Origin of the sequence: Enterobacter sp. IF2SW-B1 (genome assembly GCF_001743375.1) — a bacterium.
GTDB classification, from domain to species: Bacteria; Pseudomonadota; Gammaproteobacteria; order Enterobacterales; family Enterobacteriaceae; genus Enterobacter; species Enterobacter bugandensis.
In genome coordinates, this window is sequence record NZ_MJAA01000008.1 from 147711 (window position 1) to 162714 (window position 15004).

Annotated in this window: 14 protein-coding genes; 10 read left to right on the forward strand and 4 right to left on the reverse strand. The window is 58.7% G+C overall.

Going from position 1 to position 15004, the window contains the following annotated elements; genetic code table 11:
* Positions 1–15 precede the first annotated feature (15 nt).
* Positions 16–2004: a transketolase gene (gene tkt / locus A6013_RS16605; RefSeq protein ID WP_028014010.1), complete on the reverse strand. Its 1989-nt coding sequence runs from the start codon at positions 2002–2004 to the stop codon at positions 16–18.
* 19 nt (positions 2005–2023) lie between these two features.
* Positions 2024–2974, reverse strand: a complete 951-nt coding sequence (tal, locus tag A6013_RS16610) for a transaldolase (RefSeq protein WP_047368066.1) — start codon at positions 2972–2974, stop codon at positions 2024–2026.
* Positions 2975–3220: 246 nt separating this feature from the next.
* Here tal and maeB point away from each other — a divergent pair, with 246 nt between their 5' ends.
* Positions 3221–5500, forward strand: a complete 2280-nt coding sequence (gene maeB, locus A6013_RS16615) for an NADP-dependent oxaloacetate-decarboxylating malate dehydrogenase (protein WP_028014008.1) — start codon at positions 3221–3223, stop codon at positions 5498–5500.
* Between the two features lie 64 nt (positions 5501–5564).
* Here maeB and hemF read toward each other — a convergent pair whose 3' ends face one another.
* Together hemF and amiA are read right to left on the reverse strand one after the other, a co-directional pair.
* The gene (gene hemF, locus A6013_RS16620) at positions 5565–6464 is read right to left on the reverse strand and encodes an oxygen-dependent coproporphyrinogen oxidase (RefSeq protein ID WP_063155455.1); all 900 of its coding nucleotides are present in this window, start codon (positions 6462–6464) and stop codon (positions 5565–5567) included.
* A complete protein-coding gene (gene amiA, locus A6013_RS16625; protein WP_045261156.1) occupies positions 6464–7339 on the reverse strand; it encodes an N-acetylmuramoyl-L-alanine amidase AmiA in 876 nt (291 codons plus the stop codon). Before amiA ends, hemF begins: the two co-directional genes overlap by 1 nt.
* 212 nt (positions 7340–7551) lie before the next feature.
* Between amiA and A6013_RS16630 the strand changes: the two genes are divergently transcribed.
* The 9 genes from A6013_RS16630 (at position 7552) to cysM (ending at position 15004) form a co-directional block, all read left to right on the forward strand.
* Complete coding sequence (locus A6013_RS16630) at positions 7552–7977, forward strand: GNAT family acetyltransferase (protein ID WP_003861292.1); 426 nt, start codon at positions 7552–7554, stop codon at positions 7975–7977.
* Positions 7964–8413, forward strand: a complete 450-nt coding sequence (locus tag A6013_RS16635; RefSeq protein WP_041908792.1) for a DUF2919 domain-containing protein — start codon at positions 7964–7966, stop codon at positions 8411–8413. Before A6013_RS16630 ends, A6013_RS16635 begins: the two co-directional genes overlap by 14 nt.
* 63 nt (positions 8414–8476) lie before the next feature.
* Positions 8477–9052, forward strand: a complete 576-nt coding sequence (locus tag A6013_RS16640; RefSeq protein WP_028014004.1) for an RpoE-regulated lipoprotein — start codon at positions 8477–8479, stop codon at positions 9050–9052.
* Between the two features lie 92 nt (positions 9053–9144).
* On the forward strand, positions 9145–10044 hold the full coding sequence (locus A6013_RS16645) for a Dyp-type peroxidase (protein ID WP_069733450.1): 900 nt from the start codon (positions 9145–9147) through the stop codon (positions 10042–10044).
* A 175-nt stretch (positions 10045–10219) separates the two neighbouring features.
* Positions 10220–11233, forward strand: coding sequence for a sulfate ABC transporter substrate-binding protein (locus tag A6013_RS16650; protein WP_069733451.1), 1014 nt, complete (start codon positions 10220–10222; stop codon positions 11231–11233).
* Positions 11233–12066 (forward strand): sulfate/thiosulfate ABC transporter permease CysT, encoded by an 834-nt coding sequence (gene cysT, locus A6013_RS16655; RefSeq protein ID WP_004123378.1) that lies wholly within the window; start codon positions 11233–11235, stop codon positions 12064–12066. The genes A6013_RS16650 and cysT overlap by 1 nt, the downstream gene beginning before the upstream one ends.
* Positions 12066–12941, forward strand: coding sequence for a sulfate/thiosulfate ABC transporter permease CysW (gene cysW / locus A6013_RS16660; protein WP_063155457.1), 876 nt, complete (start codon positions 12066–12068; stop codon positions 12939–12941). Before cysT ends, cysW begins: the two co-directional genes overlap by 1 nt.
* On the forward strand, positions 12931–14025 hold the full coding sequence (gene cysA, locus A6013_RS16665; protein ID WP_008501607.1) for a sulfate/thiosulfate ABC transporter ATP-binding protein CysA: 1095 nt from the start codon (positions 12931–12933) through the stop codon (positions 14023–14025). Before cysW ends, cysA begins: the two co-directional genes overlap by 11 nt.
* A gap of 67 nt (positions 14026–14092) precedes the next feature.
* The gene (gene cysM, locus A6013_RS16670) at positions 14093–15004 is read left to right on the forward strand and encodes a cysteine synthase CysM (protein ID WP_028013998.1); all 912 of its coding nucleotides are present in this window, start codon (positions 14093–14095) and stop codon (positions 15002–15004) included.

Consider the following 15004-nt stretch of genomic DNA (forward strand, 5'->3'; position numbering starts at 1 on the left):
GATGGCGCTGTCGCACTACAACACGCTCAGCGCTTTCTCCACCACATTCTCAACGGTAAAGCCGAAATACGGGAACAGCTTGTCGGCAGGAGCGGATTCACCGTAACCCCGCATGCCCACAATAGCCCCTTTCAGCCCCACGTACTTATACCAGTAGTCGGCAATACCCGCTTCCACCGCCACGCGCGCCGCAACGCTGGAAGGCAGCACCGATTCCCGATACGCCTCGTCCTGGGCGTCAAAAATATCCGTTGAAGGCAGAGATACCACGCGCACCGCGTGACCTTCGGCGGTCAGCTTCTCCGCCGCTTTCACCGTGATTTCCACCTCGGAACCGGTGGCAATCAGGATCACGTCCGGCTTGCCGCCGCTGTCTTTCAGGATGTACCCGCCGCGGGCAATGTTTTTTACCTGCTCCGGCGTGCGCTCGATCTGCGCCAGGTTCTGGCGCGACAGGATCAGCGCCGTAGGTCCGTTATGACGCTCAACGGCCAGCTTCCAGCCCACCGCGGCTTCGACCTGATCGCACGGACGCCAGGTGCTGAAGTTTGGCGTCAGGCGCAGGCTTGCCAGCTGCTCTACCGCCTGGTGCGTCGGACCATCCTCACCCAGCCCGATGGAGTCATGGGTGTAGACCATGATCTGCCGGGCCTTCATCAGCGCCGCCATACGCGCCGCGTTTCGGGCGTACTCGACGAACATCAGGAAGGTGGCAGTGTAGGGCACGAAGCCGCCGTGATGGGCGATGCCGTTAGCAATCGCGGTCATCCCGAACTCGCGCACGCCGTAGTGGATGTAGTTCCCGGCAATGTCTTCCTTCAGGGATTTAGAGCCTGACCAGATGGTCAGGTTGCTTGGCGCCAGATCCGCTGAGCCGCCGAGCAGCTCAGGCAGGAGAGGGCCAATCGCGTTCAGGGTGTTTTGCGACGCTTTACGGGTAGCGATTTTTGCCGGGTTGGACTGCAGATTTTCTATCAGCGCCTGGGTTTTATCGTCCCAGTCTTCCGGCAGGCCGCCGCTCATGCGGCGGGAAAACTCGGCGGCCAGCTCCGGGTGCGCTTTTTTGTAGGCGGCAAATTTTTCGTTCCAGGCCTGCTGCGCTTTTTCACCCGCTTCGCGCGCATCCCATGCTCTGTAGATCTCTTTCGGGATCTCAAACGGCGGATATTTCCAGCCCAGTTTCTGGCGGGTTAACGCCACTTCCTCTTCGCCCAGCGCAGCGCCGTGCGCCTCTTCTTTGCCCGCTTTGTTCGGCGAGCCGAAGCCAATGGTGGTACGGCAGATAATCAGTGACGGTTTGTCCTTCACGCTCTGCGCTTCCTGAATCGCTTTTTTTACCGCTTCCGGATCGTGGCCGTCAATCTCGTGCACCACGTGCCAGTGATAGGCCTCAAAGCGTTTTGCCGTGTCGTCGGTAAACCAGCCCTCGGTTTCTCCGTCGATGGAGATGCCGTTGTGGTCATAGAAGCCAATCAGCTTGCCGAGCCCCAGCGTGCCCGCCAGCGAGCAGACCTCGTGGGAGATCCCCTCCATCAGGCAGCCGTCGCCCATAAAGACATAGGTGTAGTGGTCGACAATCTCGTGATCGGGCTGGTTGAACTGCGCGGCCAGCGTACGCTCGGCAATTGCCAGGCCGACGGCATTCGCCAGCCCCTGGCCCAGCGGGCCGGTGGTCGTTTCCACGCCCGGCGTATAGCCGATCTCCGGGTGGCCCGGCGTTTTGGAGTGCAGCTGGCGGAAGTTTTTTAACTCCTCAAGCGGCAGGTCGTAGCCGGAAAGGTGCAGCAGGCTGTAGAGCAGCATCGAGGCGTGGCCGTTGGAGAGAATAAAACGGTCGCGGTCGTACCAGGTCGGGTCAGTGGGGTTGTGCTTCAGGAAGTCGTTCCACAGCACTTCGGCAATATCGGCCATCCCCATCGGGGCGCCAGGGTGGCCGGAATTGGCTTTTTGTACGGCATCCATGCTGAGGGCGCGAATGGCGTTAGCGAGCTCTTTACGGGACATAGTTCACTCCGTGGCAAGGTTAAAGTTTGGCGGCGAGAAGATCTTCGAGTTTTCGCTGGTCGACGGCGAACTGGCGGATGCCGTCCGCCAGTTTTTCCACGGCCATAGGGTCCTGATTATGCTCCCAGCGGAACTCCGCTTCGGTCATGGCTTTCGGTTTTGGCAGGACGGTAGAGGTCGGCACCAGCTTGCGGATCACCGTTTCGTCGCTCTCCTGCAGCTTTTTCAGCAGGTCAGGGGAGATGGTCAGACGGTCACACCCTGCGAGCGCGAGGATCTGCTCGGTGCGGCGGAAGCTGGCGCCCATCACGATGGTTTCGTAGCGGTGTTGCTTGTAATAGTCGTAGATATTACGCACCGACTTCACGCCCGGATCCTCTTCCACCACGTACGGGTCCATCGGCTGTTTCGCCTGATACCAGTCGTAGATGCGCCCGACAAACGGCGAGATCAGGAACACGCCCGCTTCGGCACAGGCGCGCGCCTGGGCAAAGGAGAACAGCAGCGTCAGGTTGCAGTGGATCCCCTCTTTTTCCAGAACCTCTGCCGCGCGGATGCCTTCCCATGTGGACGCGAGCTTGATCAGAATGCGTGACTTATCGATCCCCTGTTCCTGGTAGAGCTCCACCAGGCGGCGCGCTTTGTTAATACTCTTTTCCTGATCGAATGAGAGGCGGGCATCCACTTCGGTCGACACGCGCCCCGGAATGCTTTTCAGAATTTCCGCACCAAAATTAACCGCCAGCTTGTCGCTGGCTTCAGCAACCTGCTGCTCCTGCGTTTTCCCGCGCTGTTTACCGTAGGTAATCGCGTCGTCAATCAGATGACTAAAGTGGGCAAGCCCCGCCGCTTTCAGAAGCAGCGAAGGGTTGGTGGTCGCGTCCTCTGGCTGATAGTGGCGAATCGACTCGATATCGCCGCTGTCTGCAACCACGGTGGTGAATTGTTTGATGCCGTCTAGCTGGTTCATAAATAATTACTCCTTGGAAATAAAAGAGTTAGATGAGTGCGTTAGTTCACACTTCTGAGAAAATCATGATGGACTTAACAAAAAAGCATAGCAGACGGGGCAGGCATTGCTTTTGAGACGGGTAACATGGCTGTTATAAATTGATAACAATTTTTAATGTGTGATGGTGAGAGTTTGGCAGCCTTCAAAGTTTATGCGCTGCTCAGCGGCGATACTATCTGACCGATACGTAAAAGGAATAACAAGATGGACGATCAGTTAAAACAGAGTGCCCTCGATTTTCACGAGTTCCCTGTCCCCGGTAAAATTCAGGTCTCCCCAACCAAGCCGCTGGCGACCCAGCGCGATCTGGCGCTGGCCTACTCGCCGGGCGTGGCTGCGCCGTGTCTGGAGATCGAAAAAGATCCGCTGGCGGCCTATAAATACACCGCGCGCGGCAACCTTGTCGCCGTTATCTCTAACGGTACGGCAGTGCTGGGCCTGGGCAACATTGGTGCCCTGGCCGGTAAACCGGTGATGGAAGGGAAGGGCGTACTGTTTAAGAAATTCGCCGGTATCGACGTGTTCGATATCGAAGTGGACGAACTTGATCCCGATAAGTTCATCAACGTGGTGGCCGCGCTGGAGCCGACCTTCGGCGGGATCAACCTGGAAGACATCAAAGCGCCGGAATGTTTCTATATCGAGCAGAAGTTGCGCGAGCGTATGAACATTCCCGTGTTCCATGACGACCAGCACGGCACGGCGATTATCAGTACCGCTGCCATTCTCAACGGCCTGCGCGTGGTGGAGAAAAATCTCTCCGACGTGCGCATGGTGGTCTCCGGTGCGGGCGCGGCGGCCATCGCCTGTATGAACCTGCTGGTGGCGTTGGGTATGCAGAAACACAATATCGTGGTCTGCGACTCTAAGGGCGTGATCTACAAAGACCGCGAGCCGAACATGGCGGAAACCAAAGCGGCGTATGCCGTGGAAGATGACGGCAAGCGCACGCTTGAGGACGTGATTGACGGCGCGGATATCTTCCTCGGCTGTTCAGGCCCGAAAGTGCTGACCCAGGAAATGGTGCAGAAAATGGCGCGCGCGCCGATGATCCTGGCGCTGGCGAACCCGGAACCGGAAATCCTGCCGCCGCTGGCGAAGGCGGTGCGCGAAGACGCCATTATCTGTACCGGCCGTTCGGACTACCCGAACCAGGTGAACAACGTGCTCTGCTTCCCGTTCATCTTCCGCGGGGCGCTGGACGTTGGCGCGACGGCGATCAACGAAGAGATGAAGCTGGCCGCCGTTCACGCCATCGCCGAGCTGGCGCACGCTGAGCAGAGCGAAGTGGTCGCCTCCGCGTACGGGGATCAGGATCTGAGCTTTGGCCCGGACTACATCATTCCAAAACCGTTCGATCCGCGCCTGATTGTCAAAATTGCGCCAGCCGTTGCCAAAGCGGCGATGGACTCCGGCGTGGCGACGCGTCCGATTCAGGATTTCGACGCGTACGTCGATAAGCTCACCGAGTTCGTCTACAAAACTAACCTGTTTATGAAGCCGATCTTCTCTCAGGCTCGCGCAGACGCGAAGCGTGTGGTGCTGGCGGAAGGGGAAGAGGCGCGCGTGCTGCACGCCACGCAGGAACTGATCACCTTAGGGCTGGCGAAGCCGATCCTGATTGGTCGTCCGAGCGTGATCGAGATGCGCATTCAGAAGCTGGGCCTGCAGATTAAGCCGGGCGTGGACTTCGAGATCGTTAACAACGAATCCGATCCGCGCTTCAAGGAGTACTGGAACGAATATTACGCGATCATGAAGCGTCGCGGGATCACCCAGGAGCAGGCGCAGCGGGCGGTGATCAGCAATACTACGGTCATCGGCGCGATCATGGTCCATCGCGGCGAGGCGGATGCGCTGATCTGCGGCACCATCGGCGATTACCACGAGCATTTCAGCGTGGTGCAGGAGATCTTCGGCTATCGCGACGGCGTGCACACCGCCGGGGCGATGAACGCGCTGCTGCTGCCGAGCGGCAACACCTTTATTGCCGATACCTACGTGAACGACGATCCAACCCCGGACGAGCTGGCGGAGATCACCGTGATGGCCGCCGAGACCGTGCGTCGCTTTGGTATTGAGCCGAAGGTGGCGCTGCTGTCGCACTCAAACTTTGGTTCGTCTAAATCCGCGGCGGCGTGCAAAATGCGCCAGACTCTGGAACTGGTGCGCGAGCGTGCGCCGGAGCTGATGATTGACGGGGAAATGCACGGTGATGCCGCGCTGGTGGAGAGCATCCGCAACGAACGTATGCCGGACAGCCCGCTGAAGGGGTCGGCGAACATCCTGATTATGCCGAACGTGGAAGCGGCGCGTATCAGCTACAACCTGCTGCGCGTCTCCAGCTCTGAAGGGGTGACCGTAGGACCGGTGCTGATGGGCGTGGCGAAGCCGGTGCATGTGTTAACGCCGATTGCCTCCGTGCGCCGTATCGTGAACATGGTGGCGCTGGCGGTGGTTGAGGCGCAGACGCAGCCGCTGTAAGGGCGCGTGTGCTTACCCGACCTGGGGATTGAGTAGGCCGGATAAGCGCAGCGCCATCCGGCAGTTAAATCCAGTCGCGTACTTTAAGGAACTCACTCAAGGCAGCCTCCGGGCTGCCTTCTTTTGGCTCGTAGCTGTACTCCCAGCGCACCAGCGGCGGCATCGACATCAGAATCGACTCCGTGCGTCCGCCGGTCTGCAGGCCGAACAGCGTCCCGCGATCCCACACCAGGTTGAACTCCACGTACCGCCCGCGACGATAAAGCTGGAACTCACGCTCGCGCACGCCGTAGTCGGTGTTTTTACGGCGTTCGACAATCGGCAGGTACGCGTCGGTGAACCCTTCACCCACCGCGCGCATAAAGCTAAATGCCGTATCAAAATCCGGCGTGTTGAGATCGTCAAAGAACAGCCCGCCGATGCCGCGCTGCTCGTCGCGGTGCTTCAGGTAAAAGTAGTCGTCGCACCACTTTTTATATTTCGGGTAAACGTCTTCGCCAAACGGCAGGCAAAGGTCCCGCGCGGTGGTGTGCCAGTGCACGGCATCCTCTTCGAAGCCGTAGTAGGGCGTCATGTCGAAACCGCCGCCAAACCACCAGACCGGATCGGCTCCTGGCTTCTCCGCGATGAAAAAGCGCACGTTGGCGTGGCTGGTCGGAACAAACGGGTTATGCGGGTGGATCACCAGCGAGACGCCCATCGCTTCGAAGCTGCGGCCCGCCAGCTCAGGGCGGTGCGCGGTAGCGGACGCGGGCATGGCGTCGCCGTGAACGTGGGAAAAATTCACGCCCGCCTGTTCGAAGATGCCGCCGTTACGCAGCACGCGGCTGCGCCCGCCACCGCCCGCTTCGCGCTGCCAGCTATCTTCCTGGAATTCACCGCCGTCTGCGGCGGCCAGTTTCTGGCAAATCTCATCCTGCAGCTGCAGCAGGAACGTTTTGACCAACTGTGCATTGGGTTTCATCAGCGTTTCCTGGAGTGCGCTTTCTGGTTATCGAACCAGTTGAAGTAACTGATAATGCCGGAGGCGATGGCGTTGGCGATCTTCTGGCGAAACGCCGTGGTGCCGAGCAGGCGCTCTTCTTCCGGATTGGTAATAAAGGACGTTTCCACCAGCACGGACGGGATGGACGGTGACTTCAGCACCACAAACGCCGCCTGTTCCGTGCTTTTACTGTGCAGACGGTGCACCGGCTTAATCCGCTTGAGGATATGCGAGCCGAGCGTCAGGCTGTTTTTGATGGTGTCCGTTTGCACGAGATCGAACAGCACCTGCTGCAAGAGATGATCTTTATCCGTGGCCTTCTTCCCGGCCACTTCATCCGCCCGGTTTTCGCGATCGGAAAGGTATTTCGCCATGGCGCTACTGGCGCCGCGGTTGGAGAGGGCAAACACCGACGCGCCCGCGGCGGAAGGGTTTGTGAAGCCATCCGCGTGGATCGACATAAACAGATCCGCGCCGTGCTTGTGGGCGATCTCGACGCGGTCATACAGCGGAATAAACGTGTCGCCCGTGCGCGTCAGGCGGGCGTCAATGCCGTTGCTGCGTAAAATTGCGCGCACATTTTTTGCAATTGCCAGCACGACGTGTTTTTCTTTCGAACCGTTTCTGCCGATGGCGCCGGTATCAATACCGCCGTGGCCCGGATCGAGCATCACCAGACGCTTTGCGCCCGGCTTTTTGGTTTTCGGTTTGCTGTGTCCGTTACTGGTTTTGAGCGTGCTCTCGTCTTTTGCCTGAGCCTGCTTAGCGATGCCCGTTAACGTTAAGGCCGCCAGCCCCGCTTTGAGAACCTGACGACGCGATGTGAGTGCTTTTAATGGTTTGAATGTGCTCATGCGGCCTGAATACTGAAAAATGGGGTCCTGGTGTTATATCGTATCGTGTTTCCCGTTACGACAGTCCTTATTGAGAATTGTTTTACTTTTCATTTCAATACGTGACAAAGTGACATTATGCCAAATTTTGGCGAGATTTTCCCCGGTTATTGGCTAAACGCCCCGTTCACGCCATAATCACTGTTTTTAAACCCGGAAAGGCGGTTAATACCATGGAGATACGCGTTTTTCGCCAGGAAGATTTCGAAGAGGTGATCACCCTTTGGGAGCGCTGCGATCTGCTGCGTCCGTGGAACGATCCGGAAATGGATATCGAACGTAAGGTGAATCACGACGTTAGCCTGTTTCTGGTCGCGGAAGTGAACGGCGAGGTGGTCGGGACGGTAATGGGTGGGTATGACGGCCACCGCGGCTCGGCCTATTATCTGGGCGTGCACCCGGAATATCGGGCGCGTGGCATCGCCAACGCGCTGCTCAATCGTCTGGAAAAGAAACTCATCGCCCGCGGCTGCCCGAAAATCCAGATCATGGTGCGGGAAGATAACGACGTGGTGCTGGGCATGTATGAGCGTCTGGGCTACGAGCACGCCGACGTGCTGACGCTGGGTAAGCGCCTGATCGAAGATGAAGAGTACTGAGATCCACCCGGCTGACTATGACGCGCAGGGCCGCGTCAGGCTGCCGTTTTTATTCTGGTGCGTTTTGCTCCTCCAGGCCCGTACCTGGGTACTGTTTGTGATGGCCGGTGCGTCGCGCGGGCAGGGCGATACGCTGCTGAATCTCTTTTATCCCGACCACGATGCCTTCTGGCTCGGCTTACTGCCGGGCGTACCGGCGGTGGTGGCTTTTTTGTGCAGCGGTCGACGGCATGTAATCCCGCGTCTGTGGCGTGCGCTTCGCTGGCTGCTGATCCTCGCCCAGATTGCGCTGCTGTTCTGGCAACCCGTGCTCTGGTGGCTGGGTGAACCGCTTTCCGGTATCGGCATCGCGCTGGTGGTGGCGGATATTGTGGCGCTGATGTGGCTGCTGACGAATCCCCGCTTACGCGCCTGTTTTACGCAAGAGTCAGATTAGCGCGGCACTTTTTGCCGATGCCGCACTCCAACAAGCGTTGATTTAATTAGAAAGGACGTTTCAATGAAATCGCTGCGTTTACTTTTATGCGCTCTCCCGCTGGCGTTAACCGGCTGTTCGACGCTCTCCTCCATTAACTGGTCCGCCGCGTATCCGTGGAACTGGTTTGGCTCTTCCACCGAAGTGACCGAGCAGGGCGTGGGAAAAATTACCGCGTCAACGGCGCTCGATCAGGACGCTATTCAGGATGCCTTGAGCAGTGACTATCGCCTGCGTAGCGGGATGAAAACCGAGAATGGCAACATTGTGCGTTACTTTGAAGCGCTAAAGGGCGACAAGCTGGCGCTGGTGATTAACGGTGATAAAGGGACGGTGAACCGCATTGCCGTGATGGACGAAGATATTCCGACCGCCAGCGGCGTAAAGGTGGGCACCCCGTTTAGCGATCTTTATAAACAGGCCTTTGGCAACTGCAGCAGCGCCCCTTCAGACGATGGCGTGGCGGTGGAATGTAAGGCGGAAGGCAGCCAGCACATCAGCTATGTCTTCACCGGAACCTGGAGCGGTCCGGAAGGATTGATGCCCTCTGACGACACGCTGAAGAGCTGGAAAGTGAGCAAAATACTCTGGAAGCAGTAATTTGCGCCTGAACAAACCGCCTCGCTGAAATCCGGGTATAATAGCCGCCATCAATGCCACGCTGACGTGGCATCTTTATTTCAGGAGGAGCGATGTCTCAGGTTCAGAGTGGCATTTTGCCAGAACATTGCCGCGCGGCGATTTGGATTGAAGCCAATGTTAAAGGGGACGTGGATGCCCTGCGCGCGGCCAGCAAAGTTTTCGTTGATAAACTGGCCACCTTCCAGGCCAAATTCCCGGACGCCCATCTGGGTGCCGTTGTCGCTTTCGGCAATAACGTCTGGCGTCACCTGAGCGGCGGCGAAGGCGCGGAAGAGCTGAAGGACTTTATCCCTTACGGCAAAGGCCTGGCGCCAGCCACCCAATACGACGTGCTGATCCACATCCTCTCTCTGCGCCACGACGTGAACTTCTCCGTTGCTCAGGCGGCGGTTGAAGCGTTTGGCGACAGCATCGACGTGCAGGAAGAGGTTCACGGCTTCCGCTGGGTGGAAGAGCGCGATCTGAGCGGCTTCGTTGACGGCACCGAAAACCCGGCGGGTGAAGAGGTTCGTCGCGACGTGGCGGTCATCAAAGACGGCGTGGACGCGGGCGGCAGCTACGTGTTCGTCCAGCGCTGGGAGCACAACCTCAAGCAGCTTAACCGCATGAGCGTGCACGACCAGGAGATGATGATTGGCCGCACCAAAGAAGCCAACGAAGAGATCGACGGCGATGCGCGCCCGGTGACCTCGCACCTGTCCCGCGTTGACCTTAAGGAAGACGGCAAGGGGCTCAAAATTGTTCGTCAGAGCCTGCCGTACGGCACGGCAAGCGGCACGCACGGCCTCTACTTCTGCGCCTACTGCGCGCGGCTGCACAATATTGAGCAGCAGCTGCTGAGCATGTTCGGTGACACTGACGGCAAGCGCGACGCCATGCTGCGCTTCACCCGCCCGGTAACCGGCGGCTACTATTTTGCGCCGTCCGTTGAGCGCCTGCTGGCGCTGTAAAACGCTCCCCATACGTAGGCCGGGTAAGCGTTAGCGCCACCCGGCAATTTTCCCCGCACCCTTATTCCCTTTTCTGCTTGTAAATCACCAAACGGTATATAAAACCGTTACTCCTTTCATCCCCGTTATAAATATTATGACTATAAGATAGTCATCACATTTATAAGGGTGCGCAATGGCCGTTACTGTACTGAAAAAAGGAACTCTGGCGCTGGCAGGTTTACTGCTGGTGGCCCAGGCGCAGGCGACCGAGCTGCTGAACAGCTCGTATGATGTCTCCCGCGAGCTGTTTGCCGCCCTTAACCCACCGTTCGAGCAGCAGTGGGCGAAAGAAAACAATGGCGATAAGCTGACCATCAAGCAATCCCACGCCGGTTCATCCAAGCAGGCGCTGGCGATTTTGCAGGGGCTGAAAGCAGATGTCGTGACCTATAACCAGGTGACTGACGTGCAGATCCTGCACGACAAGGGCAAACTGCTCCCGGCTGACTGGCAGAGCCGCTTGCCAAACAATAGCTCGCCGTTCTACTCCACCATGGGCTTCCTGGTGCGTAAGGGCAACCCGAAGAACATCCACGACTGGAGCGACCTGGTGCGTTCCGACGTGAAGCTGATTTTCCCGAACCCAAAAACTTCAGGTAACGCGCGCTACACCTATTTAGCCGCGTGGGGCGCGGCAGACAAGGCTGACGGTAATGATAAAGCGAAGACCGAGCAGTTCATGACCCAGTTCCTGAAAAACGTCGAAGTGTTTGATACCGGCGGCCGCGGCGCGACCACGACCTTCGCCGAGCGTGGTCTGGGCGACGTGCTGATCAGCTTTGAATCCGAAGTGAACAATATTCGCAAGCAGTACGAAGCGCAGGGCTTCGAGGTGGTTATTCCGAAAACCAACATCCTGGCCGAGTTCCCGGTGGCGTGGGTGGATAAAAACGTGCAGGCGAACGGCACCGAGAAAGCGGCAAAAGCCTATCTCAACTACCTGTACAGCCCGCAGGCGCAGACCATCATTACCGACTACTACTACCGCGTGAACAATCCGGACGTGATGAACAAGCTGAAAGATAAATTCCCCCAGACCGCGCTGTTCCGGGTGGAAGATCATTTCGGCTCCTGGCCTGAGGTGATGAAAACGCACTTTGCCAGCGGCGGTGAGTTAGACAAACTGCTGGCGGCGGGGCGTAAGTAATGTTTGCAGTCTCGACTAAACGCGTGCTGCCGGGCTTTACCTTAAGCCTCGGGACCAGCCTGCTGTTCGTCTGCCTGATCCTGCTGTTGCCGCTCAGCGCGCTGGTGATGCAGCTTGCGCAGATGAGCTGGGCGCAGTACTGGGACGTGGTCACCAACCCGCAGGTGGTGGCGGCCTATAAGGTGACGCTGCTGTCGGCGTTTGTTGCCTCCATTTTTAACGGCGTGTTTGGCCTGCTGATGGCGTGGATCTTAACCCGCTATCGTTTCCCGGGCCGTACGCTGCTTGATGCCCTGATGGATCTGCCGTTTGCGCTGCCGACGGCGGTTGCGGGCTTAACCCTCGCGTCGCTCTTCTCCGTGAACGGGCTGTACGGCGAGTGGCTGGCGAAATTTGACATCAAGGTGACCTATACCTGGCTCGGGATCGCGGTGGCGATGGCCTTTACCAGCATCCCGTTTGTGGTGCGTACCGTGCAGCCGGTACTGGAAGAGCTGGGTCCGGAATACGAAGAAGCGGCGGAAACGCTGGGCGCCACGCGCTGGCAGAGCTTCCGCAAAGTGGTTCTGCCGGAGCTCTCTCCGGCGCTGATGGCGGGCGTCGCGCTGTCGTTTACCCGCAGCCTCGGCGAGTTCGGCGCGGTGATATTTATCGCCGGGAACATCGCCTGGAAAACGGAAGTCACCTCGCTGATGATTTTCATTCGCCTGCAGGAGTTTGATTATCCGGCGGCGAGTGCGATTGCCTCGGTGATCCTGGCGGCCTCGCTGCTGCTGCTGTATTCGATTAACACTCTGCAAAGTCGCTTTGGTCGACGTGTGGTAGGTCACTGATGGCGGAAGTTACGCAATTGAAGCGATACGATGCGCCCCGCATCAACTGGGGTAAATGGTTTCTGATTGGCGTGGGCGTGCTGGTTTCCGCCCTCATTCTCGTCGTGCCGACGATTTATATCTTCGTCCAGGCGTTCAGCAAGGGGCTGATGCCCGCGCTGGAGAACCTGGCGAACCCGGACATGCTGCACGCCATCTGGCTGACGGTGCTGATTGCGCTGATCACCGTGCCGGTGAACCTTGTCTTCGGTACGCTGCTGGCCTGGCTGGTGACGCGCTTTAACTTCCCGGGACGTCAGCTGCTGCTGACCCTGCTGGATATTCCGTTTGCCGTGTCGCCTGTTGTTGCCGGTCTGGTTTACCTGCTCTTTTACGGCTCCAACGGCCCGCTGGGCGGCTGGCTGGATGAACATAACCTGCAGATCATGTTCGCCTGGCCGGGCATGGTGCTGGTGACCATCTTCGTGACCTGTCCGTTCGTGGTACGTGAGCTGGTGCCGGTGATGTTAAGCCAGGGCAGCAATGAAGACGAAGCGGCCGTTCTGCTTGGCGCATCCGGCTGGCAGATGTTCCGCCGCGTGACGTTGCCGAATATCCGCTGGGCGCTGCTTTACGGCGTGGTGCTGACCAACGCCCGCGCCATCGGTGAGTTTGGTGCGGTGTCGGTGGTTTCCGGCTCGATTCGCGGTGAAACGCTGTCGCTGCCGCTGCAGATTGAACTCCTGCAGCAGGACTACAACACCATCGGCTCGTTTACTGCCGCAGCGTTGCTGACGCTGATGGCGATTTTGACCCTGTTTTTGAAGAGTGTGGTGCAGTGGCGTTTAGAGAATCAGGAAAAACGTCAGCATCAGGAGGGAAATCATGAGCATTGAGATTGCCAATATTAAGAAGTCTTTTGGTCGCACCCAGGTGCTGAATGATATCTCACTGGATATCCCTTCCGGACAAATGGTGGCGCTGCTGGGGCCGTCTGGCTCGGGCAAAACGACGCTGCTGCGGATCATCGCCGGGCTTGAGCATCAGACCAGCGGGCACATCCGCTTCCACGGCACCGACGTGAGCCGCCTGCACGCCCGCGATCGTAAAGTGGGTTTTGTCTTCCAGCATTACGCGCTGTTCCGCCACATGACCGTTTTCGACAATATCGCCTTTGGCCTGACGGTGCTGCCGCGTCGTGAACGCCCGGATGCAGCAACCATTAAGGCGAAAGTAACCAAACTGCTGGAGATGGTGCAGCTGGCGCATCTGGCGGACCGTTTCCCGGCGCAGCTTTCCGGCGGGCAGAAGCAGCGCGTGGCGCTGGCGCGCGCGCTGGCCGTTGAGCCGCAAATACTGCTGCTGGATGAACCCTTCGGCGCGCTGGATGCGCAGGTGCGCAAAGAGCTGCGTCGCTGGCTGCGCCAACTGCATGAAGAGCTGAAATTCACCAGCGTCTTCGTGACCCACGATCAGGAAGAGGCGATGGAAGTCGCGGACCGCGTGGTGGTCATGAGCCAGGGCAACATCGAGCAGGTTGACGAGCCGGAACAGCTCTGGCGCGAGCCGGCGACCCGCTTCGTGCTGGAGTTTATGGGCGAGGTGAACCGCCTGCAGGGCACCATCCGCGGCGGTCAGTTCCACGTGGGCGCGCACCGCTGGCCGCTGGGCTACACCTCCGCGCATCAGGGGCCGGTCGATCTGTTCCTGCGCCCGTGGGAAGTGGACGTCAGCCGCCGCACCAGCCTGGATTCCCCGCTGCCGGTGCAGGTGCTGGAAGCTAGCCCTAAAGGACACTACACCCAATTGGTGGTACAGCCGCTGGGCTGGTATACCGAGCCGCTGACCGTGGTCATGCGCGACGACGTTCCGCCGCACCGGGGTGAGCGCCTGTTTGTCGGGCTGCAGCATGCGCGCATCTATCACGGTAAGGAGCGGATTGAGACGCGCGAGGATATTGCTCTGGCGGAGTCAGCCTGATAGGTTATTGAGTATGTTTTTCGCCCGGTGGCGTGATGCTTACCGGGCTTTTTATTGAGTAAAAATCGTGAATACACTCGAACACACCATCGGCAACACCCCTCTGGTCAAGCTTCAGCGCATGGGATGTGCCAACGGCAGCGAAATCTGGGTCAAACTCGAAGGCAACAACCCGGCAGGGTCGGTGAAAGACCGCGCGGCGCTGTCGATGATTGTCCAGGCCGAGAAACGCGGTGAAATTAAGCCAGGCGATGTGCTGATTGAAGCCACCAGCGGCAACACCGGTATCGCGCTGGCAATGATTGCGGCGCTGAAAGGCTACCGCATGAAGCTGCTGATGCCGGACAACATGAGCCAGGAGCGCCGCGCCGCGATGCGCGCCTACGGGGCCGAGCTGATTCTGGTGACCAAAGAGCAGGGGATGGAAGGGGCGCGAGACTTAGCGTTAGCGATGGCCGAGCGCGGAGAAGGTAAACTGCTCGATCAGTTCAATAACCCGGACAACCCGTACGCGCACTACACCACCACCGGGCCGGAAATCTGGCAGCAAACCGGCGGGCGCATCACCCATTTTGTCTCCAGCATGGGCACCACCGGCACCATTACCGGCGTGTCCCGTTTTTTGCGCGAGCAGGAGAAACCGGTCACCATTGTTGGTCTGCAGCCGGAAGAGGGGAGCAGCATTCCGGGCATTCGCCGCTGGCCTGCGGAGTATATGCCGGGCATTTTTAATGCGCAGCTGGTGGATCGGGTGCTGGATATTCATCAGCGCGAGGCGGAGAATACCATGCGTGAACTGGCCGTGCGTGAAGGCATCTTCTGCGGGGTCAGCTCGGGGGGCGCGGTAGCGGGGGCGTTGCGCGTGGCGCAGGCAAATCCCGGTGCGGTCGTGGTGGCGATTATCTGCGATCGCGGCGATCGCTATTTGTCTACCGGCGTCTTTGGTGAAGAGAGTTATTCGCAGGGGGCGGGGATTTAA

Excerpts from the sequence above, each read along its gene's own strand:
- tkt (WP_028014010.1), bottom strand. The coding sequence starts at position 2,004 with ATGTCCCGTAAAGAGCTCGCTAACGCCATTCGCGCCCTCAGCATGGAT.
- tal (WP_047368066.1), bottom strand. The coding sequence starts at position 2,974 with ATGAACCAGCTAGACGGCATCAAACAATTCACCACCGTGGTTGCAGAC.
- maeB (WP_028014008.1), top strand. The coding sequence starts at position 3,221 with ATGGACGATCAGTTAAAACAGAGTGCCCTCGATTTTCACGAGTTCCCT.
- hemF (WP_063155455.1), bottom strand. The coding sequence starts at position 6,464 with ATGAAACCCAATGCACAGTTGGTCAAAACGTTCCTGCTGCAGCTGCAG.
- amiA (WP_045261156.1), bottom strand. The coding sequence starts at position 7,339 with ATGAGCACATTCAAACCATTAAAAGCACTCACATCGCGTCGTCAGGTT.
- A6013_RS16630 (WP_003861292.1), top strand. The coding sequence starts at position 7,552 with ATGGAGATACGCGTTTTTCGCCAGGAAGATTTCGAAGAGGTGATCACC.
- A6013_RS16635 (WP_041908792.1), top strand. The coding sequence starts at position 7,964 with ATGAAGAGTACTGAGATCCACCCGGCTGACTATGACGCGCAGGGCCGC.
- A6013_RS16640 (WP_028014004.1), top strand. The coding sequence starts at position 8,477 with ATGAAATCGCTGCGTTTACTTTTATGCGCTCTCCCGCTGGCGTTAACC.
- A6013_RS16645 (WP_069733450.1), top strand. The coding sequence starts at position 9,145 with ATGTCTCAGGTTCAGAGTGGCATTTTGCCAGAACATTGCCGCGCGGCG.
- A6013_RS16650 (WP_069733451.1), top strand. The coding sequence starts at position 10,220 with ATGGCCGTTACTGTACTGAAAAAAGGAACTCTGGCGCTGGCAGGTTTA.
- cysT (WP_004123378.1), top strand. The coding sequence starts at position 11,233 with ATGTTTGCAGTCTCGACTAAACGCGTGCTGCCGGGCTTTACCTTAAGC.
- cysW (WP_063155457.1), top strand. The coding sequence starts at position 12,066 with ATGGCGGAAGTTACGCAATTGAAGCGATACGATGCGCCCCGCATCAAC.
- cysA (WP_008501607.1), top strand. The coding sequence starts at position 12,931 with ATGAGCATTGAGATTGCCAATATTAAGAAGTCTTTTGGTCGCACCCAG.